The sequence below is a fragment of the Paenibacillus sp. FSL W7-1287 genome, from assembly GCF_038004245.1.
Classification (GTDB): Bacteria; Bacillota; Bacilli; order Paenibacillales; family Paenibacillaceae; genus Pristimantibacillus; species Pristimantibacillus camelliae.
Genome location: NZ_JBBORD010000001.1, coordinates 1,246,930 through 1,263,627, shown reverse-complemented (window position 1 = coordinate 1,263,627; position 16,698 = coordinate 1,246,930). Strand labels below are relative to the sequence as shown.

Sequence of the window (16,698 nt, the reverse complement as noted above, 5' to 3'; positions counted from 1 at the left end):
ATAAGGAGGTGTCGACCATGTTTGCTGTTAGTAAACAAGTTAAATCATCGTCTAAAAGGCTTCATAAGCTTACTTTTAATCCTATATTGGGACTACAAAAGCTATTCAAACAATCCATTGTACTTTCACTGTTCGTATTGCTCTGGGAGATTGCACCACGAATCGGTCTAGTTGATCCTGCCTTCTTCCCTTCTTTCTCTGATGTAGCATCAGCATGGTGGAATATGGTTATATCTAACGAGTTATTTTCTCATTTCAGTGCAAGTATTACGCGCTCTATTGCTGGTTTTGGTTTGGCAATCGCCCTTGCGATACCTTTAGGTCTTGTGATTGGTTGGTACCCGATTGCTCGAGATTTACTTAATCCAATACTTGAGCTTTTTCGTAACACAGCCGCATTAGCATTACTGCCGGTGTTTATCTTATTACTGGGCATTGGAGAGACCTCGAAAATTGCCATTGTTCTTTTTGCTTGTACTTGGCCAATTTTACTGAATACCATTGCAGCTGTTCGTAATGTTGATCCACTTTTCATTAAATCAGCACGTTCAATGAACATCTCATCCTTTTCTTTATTTTATAAAGTTATTTTACCTGCTTCCATCCCGACGATCTTTACAGGTATTCGAATGGCGGGAACAGGAGCAATATTAGTCTTAATCGCTGCTGAGATGGTTGGTGCCAAGGAAGGCTTAGGGTACTTTATCACCTACTCTCAATATAACTTCATGATCCCAGAAATGTATGCAGGAATTATTACGATATCGATACTTGGCTTGCTTATTAACTATAGCTTACTGGCGTTAGAAAAAAGATTGTCACGCTGGAAGCAAGATCCGACGGCTTAATTTTTTTCGCAATAAACCAAGTAAACCAATAAGAAAAATAGGAGTGTTTATTTTATGACAAAAAGACAATTAAAACTAGGTGCATTTTTCAATTTGCCTGGACATCATTTTGCAAGCTGGCGTTATCCTACGACTCATCCGGAGCGTTCACTTGACTTAGATTACTTTATCGAGCTTGCACAGATCGCAGAACGTGGTAAATTCGATACGATCTTTTTCGCAGATGGATTCGGTCAGGAGCTTCAACAAAATTCTCCTTCAGGTATTAAATTAGATCCGGTTATTATTCTTGCCGCATTAACTGCTGTTACGAATAATATCGGTCTAGTTGCGACACTAACAACAACGTATAATGAACCATTTCAAGTCGCTAGAAAATTTATCGGGATCGATCATTTATCGAAAGGTAGAGCAGCTTGGAATGTCGTTACTTCAGCTAATGGAAAGGAATCGTTTCTGTTTGGGAAAGAAAAGCATCTAGCCCATGCTGAACGTTACGTTCGTGCTGAAGAATTTGTAGAGGTTGTGAGAAAGCTTTGGCTCTCTATTGAACGTAAAGCGCTTATTATTGATAAAGAAAACGGCAAATATCTTGATCTGAATAAGGTACATCAAGTCGATCATGAAGGAATATGGTTCAAGGTACAAGGAACATTAGATGCTCCCGCCTCGCCACAAGGTCACCCTGTCATTGTGCAAGCAGGATCTTCAGAAGCAGGTAAAGAACTCGCTGCAAAAACAGCTGAAGTTGTGTTTACCGGTTGGCAGACATTAGAAGAAGCGCAAGCCTTTTATCGTGACCTAAAAGGTCGTCTCGCGAAATATGGACGTGAAGCCGATGATCTTAAAATTATGCCCGGTGTGTTCATCACGGTAGCAAAGACAGAGGCCGAAGCCCTTGCTAAACGTAAGGAATTAAATTCTTATATTTTACCCGAGGTAGGCCTGGCTTATCTTTCTCACTTTATCGGTGCGGATCTTAGTGGCTATGATGTTGATGGTCCGATCCCTCAGCATTCCGACAATGACGACCCAACCAATCCGCAAACTCGTGCCAATATTGTCCGTGGTATCGCTGAGCGAGAAGGCCTACAGACGATTCGTGAGCTTTATGAGTTTATTGCAGGTGCACGAGGTCATCGTGAAATTGTCGGTACACCAGCGCAGATAGCAGATCAATTACAAGAATGGTTCGAACATGAAGCAGCTGACGGTTTTAATGTAATGGCTCCTACTTTCCCTGATGGGCTAAATGATATCGTTGAGCTTGTCATTCCTGAGCTGCAACACCGTGGTTTATTCCGCACTGAGTATGAAGGAACGACACTACGTGAAAATCTTGGCCTACCACTTCCAGTACACCCTTCCCAACAAACGATAAACACCATTCAATCTTAAGGAGACATGTCCTATGCAAAAAATAAATAAATTTATCCTATTTATGCTGATCTGCTCCCTGTTCATTGGTCTACTAGCTGGATGCACTTCATCTAACAAAGTTGCTACAGCTAAGGGCGGTAACAATGCTAGCGAAGATAAAGTATTGCAATATCAAAGTTCGCCAGGATCTGTTAGCTATCCAGAATTAGCGGCTGATCTCGGTTACTTAGGTGATCTAAAGCTGGAAAAAGTAAGTAATTCCGTTGGTGGACCTGAAAGCATTCAGTTAACAGCGACAGGAGATATTGATTTTGGAGCTGCTTTTAATGGTGCAACGGTCAAAGCGGTATCTAAAAACGTAAAAATCAAAGCCGTGGTCGGCTCTTATGGTAGCGATGAAAACACGTATATTGGGGCATACGTAGTTGAAGATAGCACGATAAAAGAGCCTAAAGACTTTATCGGCAAGAAGGTCGGCATGAACATATTAGGCGCACATGCTGAATTCCTTGTAAAGGATTACTTACGTCAAGAAGGTTTAACTGAAAAGGAAATCGACGAGGTTATTCTAGTGACAATCCCAGCAAGCAATGCTGAACAAACGTTACGAAACAAGCAGCTCGATGTCATTATTTTCAGCGGTATAGCAAGAGACTTTGCCATGGAACGCGGTGGACTCGTTGAATTATTTAAGGATATCGATGTATTCGGTGGGGAATTTACAGCTGGCGATATTTTCTTTACAGAAAAGTATATTTCCGAGAATCCAACAACAGTCAAAACATTCACAGAAGGCGTGGCTAAAGCAATTGAATGGGCAAGGGAGGCCCCCCGTGAAGAAGTCATCGCTCGTTATGAAAAAATAGTAGCTTCGCGTGAAGGAAATGAGCCTACAGCTAACTTACAGTATTGGAAGAGCACTGGTATTGCGACTAAAGGAGGCGTTATTGAAGACAAGAACTTTAGCATATGGATCGAATGGCTAGAGAGAAATGGTGAGTTAGAGCCGGGTACCATTAAAGCAGAGGATCTATACACCAATGAATTTAATCCTTACGCTCAAGCTCAATAAAGGTACATCTTTAGCATTAGAATTTTAATCGAAGGATTGGAGTGGTTTCATGTCAAAAAAACAATTGAAGCTAGGTGCGTTTTTCAATTTTCCCGGTCATCATGTGGCAAGTTGGCGATTTCCTACAACAGATGCCAATCGCGTGTTTGATATCGATTATATTAAAGAGTTAGCTTTAACCGCTGAGCGGGGTAAGTTCGACATGATATTCTTTGCTGATGTTTTTGGGCAAACACCATCCAGCTATCTAGCCAATACTCTAAAACTTGATCCTATCGTTGTTCTATCAGCAATCGCTGCAGTTACGAAACATATTGGGTTAACAGCAACGGCTACGACAACGTATAACGAGCCCTTTCAACTGGCTCGTAAATTCGCTGCAATCGATCATTTATCTAATGGCCGTGCGGCTTGGAATGTCGTTACTTCTGGTAATGAAAAAGAAGCCTATTTATTCGGTAAGGATGCTCATCTCGCCCATGCGAGTCGATATGAACGTGCTGAGGAATTTGTAGAAGTGGCTAAAAAGCTATGGTCTTCTATCGAATCAGATGCACTCGTCATAGATAAGGAGGCTGGTCAATACCTTGATCTCGTTAAAGTACATCCCGTCAATCATGAAGGAAAATGGTTTAAGGTGCAGGGGACACTAGATTCCCCTGCTACCCCACAGGGTCACCCTGTAATCATTCAGGCTGGTTCGTCGGAGGCAGGTAAAGAGCTTGCTGCCAAAACCGCTGAAGTGATTTTCACAGCATGGAGCTCTATCGATGATGCTAAAGCATTTTACCGAGATGTAAAGGATCGTTTGGCCAAGTACAATCGCAAGCCTAATGATCTTAAAATTATGCCTGGTGTTTATATTACCGTTGCCAGAACTGAAATAGAAGCTCGTGCTAAACGAGAAGAGCTCAACAGCTATATCTCTCCTGCTATCGGCCTTGAGTATTTATCCAATTTTTTCCGTGTAGATTTGCGCGGATACGACATTAATGATCCTATTCCACCTCCAACTGAAAGTGCTGATAAAACGAATCCGAATATACGTTCCACCATCATTCAAGAGTTTGCAGTTCGTAATAACTTTACGACATTGCGTGAATTGTATGAGCACATTGCTGGAGGTCGCGGACATTTAGAGCTTGTTGGTTCAATAGAGCAAGTAGCTGATGTACTGCAAGAATGGCTCGAGCAGGATGCTGCTGACGGCTTTAATGTGATGGCTCCTACCTTCCCAGATGGATTAAACGACCTCGTAGATCTATTAATTCCTGAGCTTCAACGCCGTGGTATCTACCGGTCTGAATATGAAGGATCAACACTACGTGACCATCTAGGCTTAGCTTATCCATCCTCTCTGTTCCAGACAAATCAATAACTAGATAAGTCATCTAACGATTCAGATGACTTGTAAGTCTCGCGTAAGAAGGAGTTGAGCATGAGCGATAATAAAGTTTGGACACGAGAATTCACGAGTATGACCGTTATGAATTCCATGTTCACCATCATCTTTTTTCTATTTATTGTTACGATCACGCCATATGCCAAAGAGCAGTTTAATGTGTCGATTAGCATCGCGGGGTTAGCTGCTAGCGTATTCGTAATCGGTTCATTAATCGGCAGAATACTAGCAGGTGGATGGATTACAGCCTTTGGCGCAACGAAAGTATTGGAGTTAAGTCTATTAGCATTTATTATGGTATCGGCGTGTTACTTTTTAACATTTACAATCGAGCTATTACTCATCGTTCGAATATTACAAGGGTTTTGTACCGGAGTCATAAGTACAGCAACTGGAACCGTAAGTATGCAAGCCATTCCTATAACAAGACGTGCTGAAGGGATTTCGTACTATAGCTTTAGCGCGGTAATCGGTGCAGCTGTCGGCCCTTTTTTGGGAATCTCTTTGTTATCGCTTAAAGGCGGCTACCAGTGGATATATATCATCAACCTGATGATCGGCATCATTAGCTACATTCTATTGCTCATGACTAAGAAGCATATAAGCTATATACCCAAGCCTGCAGATGCCGCTGAATCACGCTTCTCATGGAATCGTGTCTTAGAAGTTCAAGCCCTTCCCATTTCATTGATCGCCTTATTATTTGGCTTTTGTTTTTCTAGCGTTACTTCCTATCTTGTGACGTACAGCCAACATATTAATCTTGAAGGAATAGCTAGCTACTACTTTTTCATACATGCAGCTTGCATCATCGTTACTCGCATGTTTACCGGCAAATGGATAGATAAGAAGGGTGCAAATATCGTCATTTATCCTTGTTTACTATTATTTACTGGGGGATTGTTCCTGTATAGTCAGGCCTATGCAGCATGGATGTTTTTGCTTGCAGCTGCATGTATGTCCACCGGATTTGGTAATTTTAATACAGGTGCCCAAACCCTTGCTGTCCGATTTACTGAACCGCACCGAATAGGGATGGCGACGGCTACCTACTTTATGTGTATCGATATCGGTTCAGGAATGGGGCCATACGTGCTTGGTGTCATTATTGAACAATTAGGCTACCGTCCACTTTACGTTACAGTCTCTATGATCGGGATGTGCTGTTTCCCTATGTATTACTACTTTTATGGACGAAAGGAAAAATCCATGTTGCGTGCACAGAAAAGTGTGCCGATCCGTCCGTCCTAATAAACTGAATGGAGGTTATTCATATGTCACATATCGTTATTATTAATGGAGCTAATGCCGCTAGTTCAAGAGTGAATGCGGTGCAGCAGTATATCGAAAAAACAATCAGCGATGTTACTTCGATTGAAGTGTTTAAGCTACCTGCTAAAGATTTACTTACTGCTAATTTTAATAGTGAGAGCATTAAAGTTGTAAACCAGCTTGTTGAGAAAGCTGAAGCAGTCGTTGTTATTACACCTGTGTACAAAGCCTCCTACTCTGGAATCTTAAAAACATACTTGGATCTACTTCCCCCAAAAGGACTTGAACATAAAACGATTTTACCGATTGCAGTGGGAGGATCATTAGCTCATCTACTATCATTAGAGTATGCATTAAAGCCAGTCTTGTCGGTTCTCGGAGCGACAACGATTCTGCATCCCGTTTATTTAATTGATAAGCAAATTGAACCGAATGATAACGGCGGCTTTACGATTGCGGATGAGGTCATACAACGTCTAGATAAAGAACTGTATCAATTAATTGCTGTCCGTGCTAAAGTTTAACAGTATAAGAAGCAAAAGGATGTCTCCGCAGTCCATACAGGACCTTGTGAGACATCCTTTTTCAGTACTTTCAGAGGCTATACTTTTAAACGTTTCCACCCCGATATTGCTGGGCGTTTTTTGTCCTTGATCGATTTCAACCATTGCTCGGTTTCTATTAGCTTATTACCAAGACTAAAAAGCCGTTGAACATTTTACTTTCGTAAAACTTCAACGGCTTTAAGTGCTTATCCTAGATTAATTCGCTGGTCCGATATTAACTAAGCTTACATCGGATATTGTAATCGTAGTATCGCTGTCACGTTGGCCTAACATATTCCCCATATCAAATGAAACTCTAGCATTGGCATAGCTTTCTTTATTAGCCTCAAATGTAAAGGTATAAAGCTGCTCTTCCGCTGTTAATTCCACCTGATGCTCAAAGTAACCATGCCAAGCGTAGTTGTTTTCTGCATCTACCCATCCGATGCCAATGCCTAGCTTTCTTGCATCCACTGCTTTGGCTTTAAAGGAAATCGTATATCGTGACCCTTGCTGTATCGCAAGTCCTTCGTAAATCACTTGCCGATCCCATGAGTTTTCTCCTGCATCGCCAATACTCGCTACAAGCTTACCATCGATGGTATCTATGGTCAGTTGGCTCTGATCGCCTGCTGCATAGGTGATCCATCCCTCAGACCCATTAGAAAAATTACCATTCGCAATCAAATTAACGTTGATCGGCTGACCGCCCTGATCTGCGTTCGGATTAATCTCATATAGCCTTACTTCATTAATTGAAACAGTATGTGCTCCATTAGAAGAAACACTATTTCCTAATCCAAAGGCAAGCACGGCATTCTCATCAAGTTGTGCACCCATCGCGATGGTAAATGCGTAGCTCTGCTTACTACTGCTTAGCTGCACTTCTTCCTCAAAATACTTGTTAAACTCGCCACCGTTCTGGGATAGAACGACCTGCAGCGCTTTAAGCTCTTCGGAAGTATATGCGTCAAATTCTAATCTGTAATATTTGTTTGCTTCAAGTGCGATTTGATCCTGCTGCAATAAGGCATCCCACCAGTTTGCCGTTGTTCCTGACAGACCTATCGTTAGATCTCCTGCCTCAGAGATAGATGCCGTTAAATCCGTCGGAATCAAGTGCCACTCGCTCAATTCAGATGAAAACTGTCCATCTCTCACTTTATTCTCTGAGAAATCAATCCATAGTGTGTTGTAATCGAACCCTGTAAATTCAACATAGTAATTGCGTCCGGCTTCTAGATTAACGGGTGCCAAAGGTATCGTCTTATAGGTTTGCCATCCGCCAGTGCTGCCAAGGTTAAATGCTGATTGCGTAACGATGCTGCCTGTTTCATCTTTAATTGTGAATCCGACAGTCGAATTGCTTTCCTCGCTAGCTAAACGAGCAGATAATACATAATTAGCATTACGCGCGACCTGAACCTTATATTGCAGCAGATCACCTTCGTCCATATAGCCTATATTTTTTCCACCTTCACTTGAGTCCTCAAGCTGCAAGCCTTGCATTAGCCATGCCTGCGTGGCTGGCACATGGGCATAGCCATCAACAAATATTGGTTTTCCACGCTTCACTAGACGGACATTATCGATATAGACCTTTCCAGTAGATTCACCAAATAAAAACTCGAGCGCAGCTCGTATATCTGATTCACCATCACCTACAACGATCTCGCCTGCATAGGTCTGCATGTCCGTTCCAAGCTGTACCGTTCTCCCTTGTGCAATCTGGATCGTATGATTGCTTGTACTTACAGCATCAATCGACAGACCTCTTGGCGAATCAGCCTTCGCATCATAATATAAACCGTACGTTGTATTCGCCTTAAGGCTAAGATCCGGCTGTGAAACAACCACTGCTTTCGGATCGCCGTTAGTTTCAGTAACATCAACGGTTAACTGGCGTTCCATAATAGGAAACTGGAGGAAGTTGTTGACACTTACCTTCGCTGCTGCTTCTGAAGCAATGCTGCTCTTCCAAAACGCTAGTCGATCCTTCCCTTGATCGAAGGTACCATTGTAGATTAAGTTGCCATCGAACAAGGCTGGGCGATCACCAGGAACCTCTGGTAATGGCGCTGCATCACCTAGCTCAATTAGTCTAACATTCGCTAGCATAACGGTTTCATCATTCAGGCCAAGATTAAATTCAAATCTAGCATTATTATCAGAGCTTGCATTCATATTAAATTCATATTCATAGGATTGCCATGCTGTAGTTAGCGCAAAGGATTGATCTCCTGAGTAATTCGTCCAGCTATTCTCGAACTGTGTGACCTTTGACATCAGGCTGCGCTCAGCTGACGCTTTTGCATCAAATTGAACCTTGTATCTCTTATGCTTCTCCACATAGATCGGCTTCTGTGTAAGCTGAATCGAATAGCTCTCGGTGCCTGCATCATCTATCGTGACCTGCGCCACCTTGCCCTTTAGCTCATCATTAACAACCTCTACGGAACCCGCTCCGTTAGCGTTCGTTAGAAATTCCCATTGATGAGGGACACCATCTGTATTAACCGCTTCAGTAAAATTAGAATTGTAAATCAGATTGCCATCGTCTTGCGGTTCACGCAGCTTTTCCGGCTTTGGCGGATTGCCTGTGACATCTGGCCAACGATCTAAATCGTTATACGAATAAACACGAACGAAATCTACTTCCATCGTATCGGATTCAAAATCATCATTCGGTGATCCCGGCCAATCTCCACCTACCGCAACATTAAGTATTAAATAAAACGGTCGATCAAATGGAGCTGGGAACGTATAATACTCTGGCTGTCCCGCTGCCTTTGTCTGCCAATCCTTCACCTCATGATGCATGACACCATCGACATAGAATCGAATTAAGCCCGGTAACCATTCCACTTGAAAATCATGATAGTCATCAGAGAACGACTGGCCTTCAGGCAGAGTCAAGCTGCCCTGCACATGACCATGTGTTCCATCAGCCTTCTTACTATCAAAATGCAGTGTACTGTATACACGATTTTTGTTCTGCTCACCGCCGATTAACTCCATGATGTCGATCTCACCGGAGGCTGGCCAACCGCCATAATGAGCTTCATCTGTTGGCATCATCCAAATCGCTGGCCATATGCCTTGCTGTACAGGAAGCTTAGCACGTACGACAACTTTACCGTATGTCCAATCTCCCTTGCCCATTGTAATCAGCTTACCGGAGCTATAATCCTTACCGCCATCCCCGCCCCTTTTCGCTTCGATCTGGAGTACACTGCGGTCGTTATCCTTGATAATTCTTGTATTGTTAGGACTGTAATATTGCAGCTCATTGTTGTATACGAGTCCCGTATCCATTACCGACCATTTTGAAGCATCAATAGCTGGTCCGTTAAATTCATCATTCCATACTAGCTGCCATTGATGATCAGGGATTGTCGTTGTCGGAACTGGCTTCTCACCAGTTGGGTTACTTGGCTGATATGGACTTCCTGTTCCGACTTGGTTATTATCATTATCTTCCGCTTTGCCTTTAATCGTTGTTCGCAATCCCGCTCGAACCTCCTCATTATTAACCATGACATGGCTAGCTTGAACGAGGAGCTCCTCAATCGAGCCCTCAGCTTGAATAACAGCATGATGAGCTTCAGCGTCTACATGTAATGTACCGATCGAGCTATCGTTGGACAGCTCAACGATTGCTTGTTGCAGCAGCAGTAGCTGCTGAATTCGACTAGTGTTGTTAATGGTAACCCTTACTGGCTTATCGTTCTTATCAATCACAATTCGATCAATATCTGAATGGTTGATATTCACCGAGTGGCTTCCGCCGCCTTTTATAATTACGCTTCCTGTAACCTTAACGCCCTCTAGCGTAATATCCCCTTCACCAATACCTTCAGCAAGCAATAGATTGCCATTAACAATCGTATTCTCCACTAAGACATCTGCAGTGCGAATAATGACATTTCCCTCTACCGTTGACGGTGAATACGTATCAGGCGAACTGATCACATCACCGATCATCGCTGAGAGCAGCTGCGCTGTTTCTGCACGCGTAATAGGTACTTTCGGCTGCAGCTTTCCATTATACCCCTTCATTATGCTCTCACTTACCATATAGGAAAGAGCATGCTTGGAGTATTCAGATACTGCGCTATAGTCATCGTACTTTTCTAGTACAGCATCGTCTTTCATCTCGGTCGACAGCTGAAAGGCGCGATCGATCATCACTGCAGCATCCTCTCTTGTTACGGGAGCTGCTGGTGAAAGTGTTGTGTCAGAGGTTCCTAACAGGATACCCGAACCATTCGCGCGCATCATCGCATCGTAATACCATGCGCTAGCCTGCACATCTTCAAATGTGGTTACATGACTACCTGTAAATCCAAAGATTCGATCAAGAACAGCAACAAATTCTGCTCGGCTAATGTGAAGCTCCGGTCTAAAATTACCGTCCTTATAGCCGTTCATTAATGCTAACGCACTCATATGCTTTACTGCAGGTTCAGCCCAATGCTCGGTCAGATCCTTCCATGGTTGTACGTTCTCTGATGTGTTAACTTCCGGCTCTTCTTCTTGCCCACTTACATTCAGATCGTGCTGACTTTGTCCTTGCTCAACATTTCCCGCTGCATGCACGTTTTCGTTCGCTGCAGAGACAAGCATTACGACTAAACAAATTGCCATACACAACGCTAACCACTTTTTCATCGTTGATCCTCCTGATATGATTGTTCACCTTGTTGACTGTTCTTGTCGGCTCAAATCCTTTCATGGCAGCTTTCTTTATTCCTTAACCGCCCCAAGGACTAATCCTTTAACGAAGAATCGCTGTAAGAACGGGTAAACCATTAAGATTGGAAGTGCTCCAATAAATATTTGTGCTGCACGCACTGTTCGCTGTGATACGTTCTCCAGCATCGACGCATCGACATTGATCTTACTGAAATCCTGCTGCACAATAATGGTCTGCAGCAGTGAAGCGAGCGGATAATTTTTAATATCCGACATATAAATCATCCCATCAAACCAAGCATTCCAGTGATAAACCATCGTGAATAATGATAGGGTCGCAACAGCCGGCATGGACAAAGGAATATAGACAAGCATTAACGTTTTGAATTGCCCTGCACCGTCCAGATAGGCAGCTTCCTCAAGCTCCTTCGGAAGACCGCGAAAGAAGTTCATCATGAGGATCACATTCCATACGGACAACGCCCCCGGTAAGATAAGCGCCCAGATCGTATCCATAATTCCAAGCTTCTGAACTAGAATATAGCTCGGAATCAATCCGCCGCTAAATAGAATCGTGAAGACAAGGAACCAAGTATAGAGCGAACGGCCTCGGAAATTCGCATCCTCCTTTGATAATGGAAACGCGGTTACTAGCACAAGCACCATTCCGATCACCGTAGCTAAAATCGTTCGCTGTGCTGAAACTAAAAGTGAGTTAATAAAGTTTGAGTTGCCAAATGTTTTTACGTACGCATCCGTTGTAAAGCCGATTGGCCAGAATCCAACCAAATTTGATGAAGCTGGTGCCATGCTACTGAATGAAACAGCCAAGATATGAACAATTGGCAATATACATAGCAGAGATAAGATCCCCAGAAAAATATAGTTAGCAATGCTGAATACTTTGTATCCTCTAGTTTTGTAATACAAGCTCGTCTCTCCTCCTTCTAGAACACACGGTAATTAGCTAGTTTATAAGCCAATCTGTACGAAACAATAATTAGAACAGTACCTACTGCTGATTTGAACAATCCTACCGTTGTAGCAAAGCTCATCTTCCCATTCAGAATCCCTAGTCGATAAACAAAGGTATCTATAATATCGCCCTTGTCATATACAAGCGGATTGTATAAGTTAAACACCTGATCGAAGCCAGCATTCAGGATATTACCTAGTGAAAGCGTCATAACGACGATCGTAATTGGCATCAAAGCTGGCAGCGTAATATGCAGCGTCTGCTTAAAGCGATTAGCTCCATCGACTTCCGCTGCTTCATACAAGGCAGGATTAATCCCTGCTAGAGATGCAAGAAATACAATCGTTCCGAAACCAAACTCCTTCCAGACATCACTGACGATCAACGTAAATCTGAACCAGTTGCCATCACCAAGGAAAAATATCGGTTCCCCGCCAAGGGCAACGACAAGCTTATTCACCATTCCACCTTGTGGAGAAAGAATATCAAGTAAGATCCCGCCAAGAATAACCCATGATAAAAAGTGCGGTAAATAAACGAGCGTCTGAGTCACTCTCTTAAAAGCCATTAAACGCACTTCATTGAGCAAGACGGCAAACGTTAAAGGGGCGATTAATCCAGCCACTATCTTAAACACCGCAATAATGAGCGTGTTCCATATAACCTGATCTACATCGGGATATAGAAATAAATAACGAAAGTTTTCAAGCCCCACCCATTCTGATTCAAAAAATCCAAGCCACGGCTTAAAATCCTGAAAGGCAATAATAATACCTGCCATTGGAACATACTGAAACACGATCGCTAACAGCACAGCAGGTATGAGCATGACATGCAGTGGCCAGTTTCGTTTCATGTTCCAACGTTTCTTGGTAGTAAGAGCCTCGTTAGGCCCTTTCTCCGCAACTAAATTAAGATCCTTCACCCCAACATCCTCCAAGTCTTTTGAAAATTTTGTCTTTTCTAGGTCGTCCAGACCTTGTATAGTTACGATTATAGCAACGACGATTTATGATCTATATCCTAATATTGCAAGAACGATATTGATATTTTAACTAGATTAGGGGGGATGACTTTGATTGCTCGATTAAATGTTTTTACAAAGGTAACGCTGCTTATCGTGTTGCTGCTCATACTCATGCTGTCACTTTACACCTATTCCAATCAGCAAAGCATTCGTGTCATCGAGCATGAAATCGAAACAAACACGATGAATCGCTTAACGACTTTTGCAGAATCTGTCGAATCCAACATTTATCAGCTTGCACTTTATGGCATATCAATTGGGCAAGATTCCAGCATTCAGGAGTACCAAAGACCCGACTTTAAGGATAGCCCGTATGAGCAAGTTAAGCTGAACAGAGCAATTCTCGAAAAGATCAATTTATACAATGCGGCAAGCAAATGGCACTCAACGATTACACTCTATTTCCCGCGTATGAAACAGGTAATTTCAACCGATTACTATTCATCGATTCCATACCTGGAAAGCGAATTTATAGAGCCTTTTCCGCAGTCATGGATCTATGCTGACAACAGCTTTATCTGGCATACGACCGACCCTATTACTGCAATGAATGATCCAAGTACAGCGAGATTAATTACGAAAATCAGCTTCCCAGCTAATCATCTTGCAGCGCTGCTAGACCAGAACAAGTTAAATAACAATGGCGATCCCTTTCTGTTTCATCCAGAGCTTGGCTTAATTAGCAATAGCTCAAAGCAAGAGGATTTAATGACGTTGCTGGCTGATCAGCTTAAATCCGCTGAGCTCCAGAATGATGGCGGTTTTCGTACGAAGCTTAATGAGACGGTATATTATGTGTCCTATATTAAATCCAGCAGCTTAGATTGGTATTATGTGGACTACGTACCGCTCCAGCAAATATTAAGTCCAATCACGAGCAGCAGAAATTTGTTCTATGCATCCGTTGCAGTTTTAATCGTTGTAAGTGTCATTATTTTATTTGCACTTTATCGCAGTATTCAGCTGCCTCTGCTGCAGCTTGTAAGAGGTACGAATCGATTATCATCAGGGGATTTTTCTGTGCGGCTAAACTATTCAGCACGCAATGAATTTAGCTTGCTGTTTGCAAGGTTCAACATTATGGCTCAGCGTATTCAAGAGCTAATTGAGAACGTGTATGAGGAGAAGCTGCGTCGTCGTGAGGCTACGTTAAAGCAATTACAATCGCAAATTAATCCTCACTTTCTATACAACTGTTTGTTCTTTATAAAAAACATGGCTCGCATGAAAAACGAAGAGGCTGTCGTAGCGATGTCATTGAATCTAGGGGATTATTATCGATATATTACGAGGTCAGAAACTGATCTAGCAACGATTGGTGAAGAGCTGAAAATGGTTACAAATTACTTAGAAATCCAATCACTTCGACTGGAACGAGTGAACTATACGATTGATGTACCCGATGAAGTATTGGATAAAACTGTCCCAAGACTAACGTTACAGCCGATTATTGAAAACGCTATAATTCATGGCATAGAGCCCAAGCCTGAGAATGGCGAGATAAAGATATATGGAGATTATAACGACAATGTGTACACCATTACAGTAGAGGACAGCGGAGTTGGTATGTCTGAGGAACAGCTTGAACAGATGACAGCTAATCTTCAACGACCGCTAGATGAAAATATGGGCTGCGGAACATGGAATGTTCATCAACGGTTATCCTTTATGTACGGTGAATGTGCAGGTTTAACCTACTACCATTCCCCGCTCGGTGGTGTAAAGGTCGTCATTACATGGCATAACAACAATTCGAATGAGTAGGTGAACAGACATGCTGCAATTATTATTAGTCGACGATGAACGTTCAGTTGTAGAAACATTAGCAGAGACGATACCGTGGGAGTCGTTAGGAATTGGCACCGTCCATGAAGCATTGTCAGGTGCAAAGGCGTTAGAAATTATGGAAAATAACGCGATTGATATCATTATTACAGATATAAAAATGCCCGGTATGTCTGGAATAGAATTAATTGCTACCATCCACGAGCGGTGGCCGCACGTCCATTCCATACTGCTAACGGGCTATGCAGATTTTGAATATGCAAAGCAAGCCATCACCCAACAGAGCTTTGATTATTTATTAAAGCCTATAAGTGATGAAGATCTGATCGATTCCGTCACGCGGCTCGTCAATCGCATTAAAGAGAAATGGGAAGAAGCAGCCTCCTATCACAAAGCTCTGTATACCTTGCAGGAGAATCTACCCTTGCTCCGTTCAACGCTGCTTAACGACTTGCTTACGGGAAAAAGCTTTACAGAAGCTGCATTAACGGACAAGCTACAGCTGCTCGAGCTCCCTTATCATGTAGACCAACAGATCGGAATGCTTGTTATAAGAATGGAAGAGCATTTATCTGAGATGGTAGACCAAGATGTTGCTCTCATAGAGTATGCTATATGCAATATTGTTAGTGAGGTCATGCAAAAGGACTTTCATATATGGCATACGAGAGATGCTCATGATTACATCGTTATTCTTGTCAGCCCTCGGCAAGATGGGTCGCCAAGCAAGGATGGGCAACTGAAAGCGAGGCTTGAGCTATATGCGGAGCAAATTCAAACGAATGTTCAGCTCTATCTAAAAGGGGCTGTCTCCATATTAGTGGGCAGCTGGGGACGGTTTCCTAATCAGATCAATGAAATCTACGAACGAGCGGTTAGGTCTATGCGAAAAAGGATGGGGCAAGGTCAAGGATTATTTGTTACCGCATTGGATGAGCCTAATCGCGACCCGATGCAAGCTATTCGAACGCTGTATGAGCCACCAACCTTAAATAATTTGCTCGAGGCTGGAAGATTTGATGATGTTGAGAAAAAGATAGATCACATATTTGAGGAATTGCTTCATAGCAGCAATCATGATATTGCTGAACAGATGGTCGAAGTGTATCACATTTTAGCAGGCTCATTTGCCTTCATCATTCATAAAAATGGCAAGCAGATCTCTGAGGTGCTTCCTAGTGAGTCTTATCGCTATTTCCAAGCACCTAACTATACGACCGCTCAGCAGCTGCTAGATTGGTCCAAACGAACGCTATACTATATTCGCGAGGATACGGAGCAAGAGCTTAAGGATAATCACAGCTCCATTGTACGCAGTGTAAAAAGCTTCGTAGATCGAAACCTGGCAGCAGATGTGTCTCTACCTGCCATTGCTGACCATGTTCATCTGCATCCCGTATATTTATCTAAAATCTACAAGCTAGAAACGGGTGAAGCCTTAACGGCCTATGTATACCGATTGCGAATGGAGAAAGCCGCATATTACTTAAGAACCTCTACAGCAAAAGTGTTTGAGATTGCTGAGTGGGTTGGATATAACAATACCGCTTATTTCATTCGTGTATTCAAAAAATATTATGATGTTACACCCCAAGAGTATCGAGATAATCTACCGTTATAGTCACATCATCTAATAAAACCTAAAAACAAGCATTCTACACACGTTGATCGTGTATAGAATGCTTGTTTTGTTGCT

At 42.6% G+C, this 16,698-nt stretch carries 11 protein-coding genes; 8 read left to right on the top strand and 3 right to left on the bottom strand.

Going from position 1 to position 16,698, the window contains the following annotated elements:
- Nucleotides 1–17: 17 nt before the first annotated feature.
- The 6 genes from NSQ99_RS05725 to ssuE are packed head-to-tail and all read left to right on the top strand — an operon-like array spanning nt 18 to nt 6,498.
- Complete coding sequence (locus NSQ99_RS05725) at nt 18–848, top strand: ABC transporter permease (protein ID WP_340835683.1); 831 nt, start codon at nt 18–20, stop codon at nt 846–848.
- Nucleotides 849–902: 54 nt separating this feature from the next.
- Nucleotides 903–2,246 (top strand): LLM class flavin-dependent oxidoreductase, encoded by a 1,344-nt coding sequence (locus NSQ99_RS05720; protein ID WP_340835682.1) that lies wholly within the window; start codon nt 903–905, stop codon nt 2,244–2,246.
- 13 nt (nt 2,247–2,259) lie between these two features.
- The gene (locus NSQ99_RS05715; RefSeq protein ID WP_340835680.1) at nt 2,260–3,300 is read left to right on the top strand and encodes an ABC transporter substrate-binding protein; all 1,041 of its coding nucleotides are present in this window, start codon (nt 2,260–2,262) and stop codon (nt 3,298–3,300) included.
- Between the two features lie 49 nt (nt 3,301–3,349).
- Nucleotides 3,350–4,678 carry an LLM class flavin-dependent oxidoreductase gene (locus NSQ99_RS05710; protein WP_340835678.1) on the top strand — a complete coding sequence of 443 codons (1,329 nt, stop codon included), beginning with the start codon at nt 3,350–3,352 and terminating at the stop codon, nt 4,676–4,678.
- Between the two features lie 60 nt (nt 4,679–4,738).
- Nucleotides 4,739–5,953: an MFS transporter gene (locus NSQ99_RS05705; protein ID WP_340835677.1), complete on the top strand. Its 1,215-nt coding sequence runs from the start codon at nt 4,739–4,741 to the stop codon at nt 5,951–5,953.
- 23 nt (nt 5,954–5,976) lie between these two features.
- Entirely contained in the window at nt 5,977–6,498 is a 522-nt protein-coding gene (gene ssuE / locus NSQ99_RS05700; RefSeq protein WP_340835675.1) for an NADPH-dependent FMN reductase, read from the top strand.
- A gap of 237 nt (nt 6,499–6,735) precedes the next feature.
- Here ssuE and NSQ99_RS05695 read toward each other — a convergent pair whose 3' ends face one another.
- The 3 genes from NSQ99_RS05695 to NSQ99_RS05685 all read right to left on the bottom strand — a co-directional run bounded on the left by NSQ99_RS05695 (nt 6,736) and on the right by NSQ99_RS05685 (nt 13,046).
- Complete coding sequence (locus tag NSQ99_RS05695; protein ID WP_340835673.1) at nt 6,736–11,190, bottom strand: carbohydrate binding domain-containing protein; 4,455 nt, start codon at nt 11,188–11,190, stop codon at nt 6,736–6,738.
- Between the two features lie 75 nt (nt 11,191–11,265).
- Nucleotides 11,266–12,144, bottom strand: a complete 879-nt coding sequence (locus tag NSQ99_RS05690) for a carbohydrate ABC transporter permease (RefSeq protein ID WP_340835672.1) — start codon at nt 12,142–12,144, stop codon at nt 11,266–11,268.
- A gap of 17 nt (nt 12,145–12,161) precedes the next feature.
- Nucleotides 12,162–13,046 carry an ABC transporter permease gene (locus NSQ99_RS05685; RefSeq protein ID WP_251668048.1) on the bottom strand — a complete coding sequence of 295 codons (885 nt, stop codon included), beginning with the start codon at nt 13,044–13,046 and terminating at the stop codon, nt 12,162–12,164.
- Between the two features lie 219 nt (nt 13,047–13,265).
- Here NSQ99_RS05685 and NSQ99_RS05680 point away from each other — a divergent pair, with 219 nt between their 5' ends.
- Both NSQ99_RS05680 and NSQ99_RS05675 read left to right on the top strand, forming a co-directional pair.
- Entirely contained in the window at nt 13,266–14,981 is a 1,716-nt protein-coding gene (locus tag NSQ99_RS05680) for a sensor histidine kinase (protein WP_340835670.1), read from the top strand.
- Nucleotides 14,982–14,991: 10 nt separating this feature from the next.
- Nucleotides 14,992–16,623 (top strand): response regulator, encoded by a 1,632-nt coding sequence (locus NSQ99_RS05675; RefSeq protein WP_340835667.1) that lies wholly within the window; start codon nt 14,992–14,994, stop codon nt 16,621–16,623.
- Nucleotides 16,624–16,698: the final 75 nt, after the last annotated feature.

Coding starts and splice junctions, on each gene's coding strand:
- NSQ99_RS05705 (WP_340835677.1), top strand. CDS start 4,739: ATGAGCGATAATAAAGTTTGGACACGAGAATTCACGAGTATGACCGTT.
- NSQ99_RS05720 (WP_340835682.1), top strand. CDS start 903: ATGACAAAAAGACAATTAAAACTAGGTGCATTTTTCAATTTGCCTGGA.
- NSQ99_RS05695 (WP_340835673.1), bottom strand. CDS start 11,190: ATGAAAAAGTGGTTAGCGTTGTGTATGGCAATTTGTTTAGTCGTAATG.
- NSQ99_RS05685 (WP_251668048.1), bottom strand. CDS start 13,046: ATGAAACGAAACTGGCCACTGCATGTCATGCTCATACCTGCTGTGCTG.
- NSQ99_RS05675 (WP_340835667.1), top strand. CDS start 14,992: ATGCTGCAATTATTATTAGTCGACGATGAACGTTCAGTTGTAGAAACA.
- NSQ99_RS05725 (WP_340835683.1), top strand. CDS start 18: ATGTTTGCTGTTAGTAAACAAGTTAAATCATCGTCTAAAAGGCTTCAT.
- NSQ99_RS05710 (WP_340835678.1), top strand. CDS start 3,350: ATGTCAAAAAAACAATTGAAGCTAGGTGCGTTTTTCAATTTTCCCGGT.
- NSQ99_RS05715 (WP_340835680.1), top strand. CDS start 2,260: ATGCAAAAAATAAATAAATTTATCCTATTTATGCTGATCTGCTCCCTG.
- ssuE (WP_340835675.1), top strand. CDS start 5,977: ATGTCACATATCGTTATTATTAATGGAGCTAATGCCGCTAGTTCAAGA.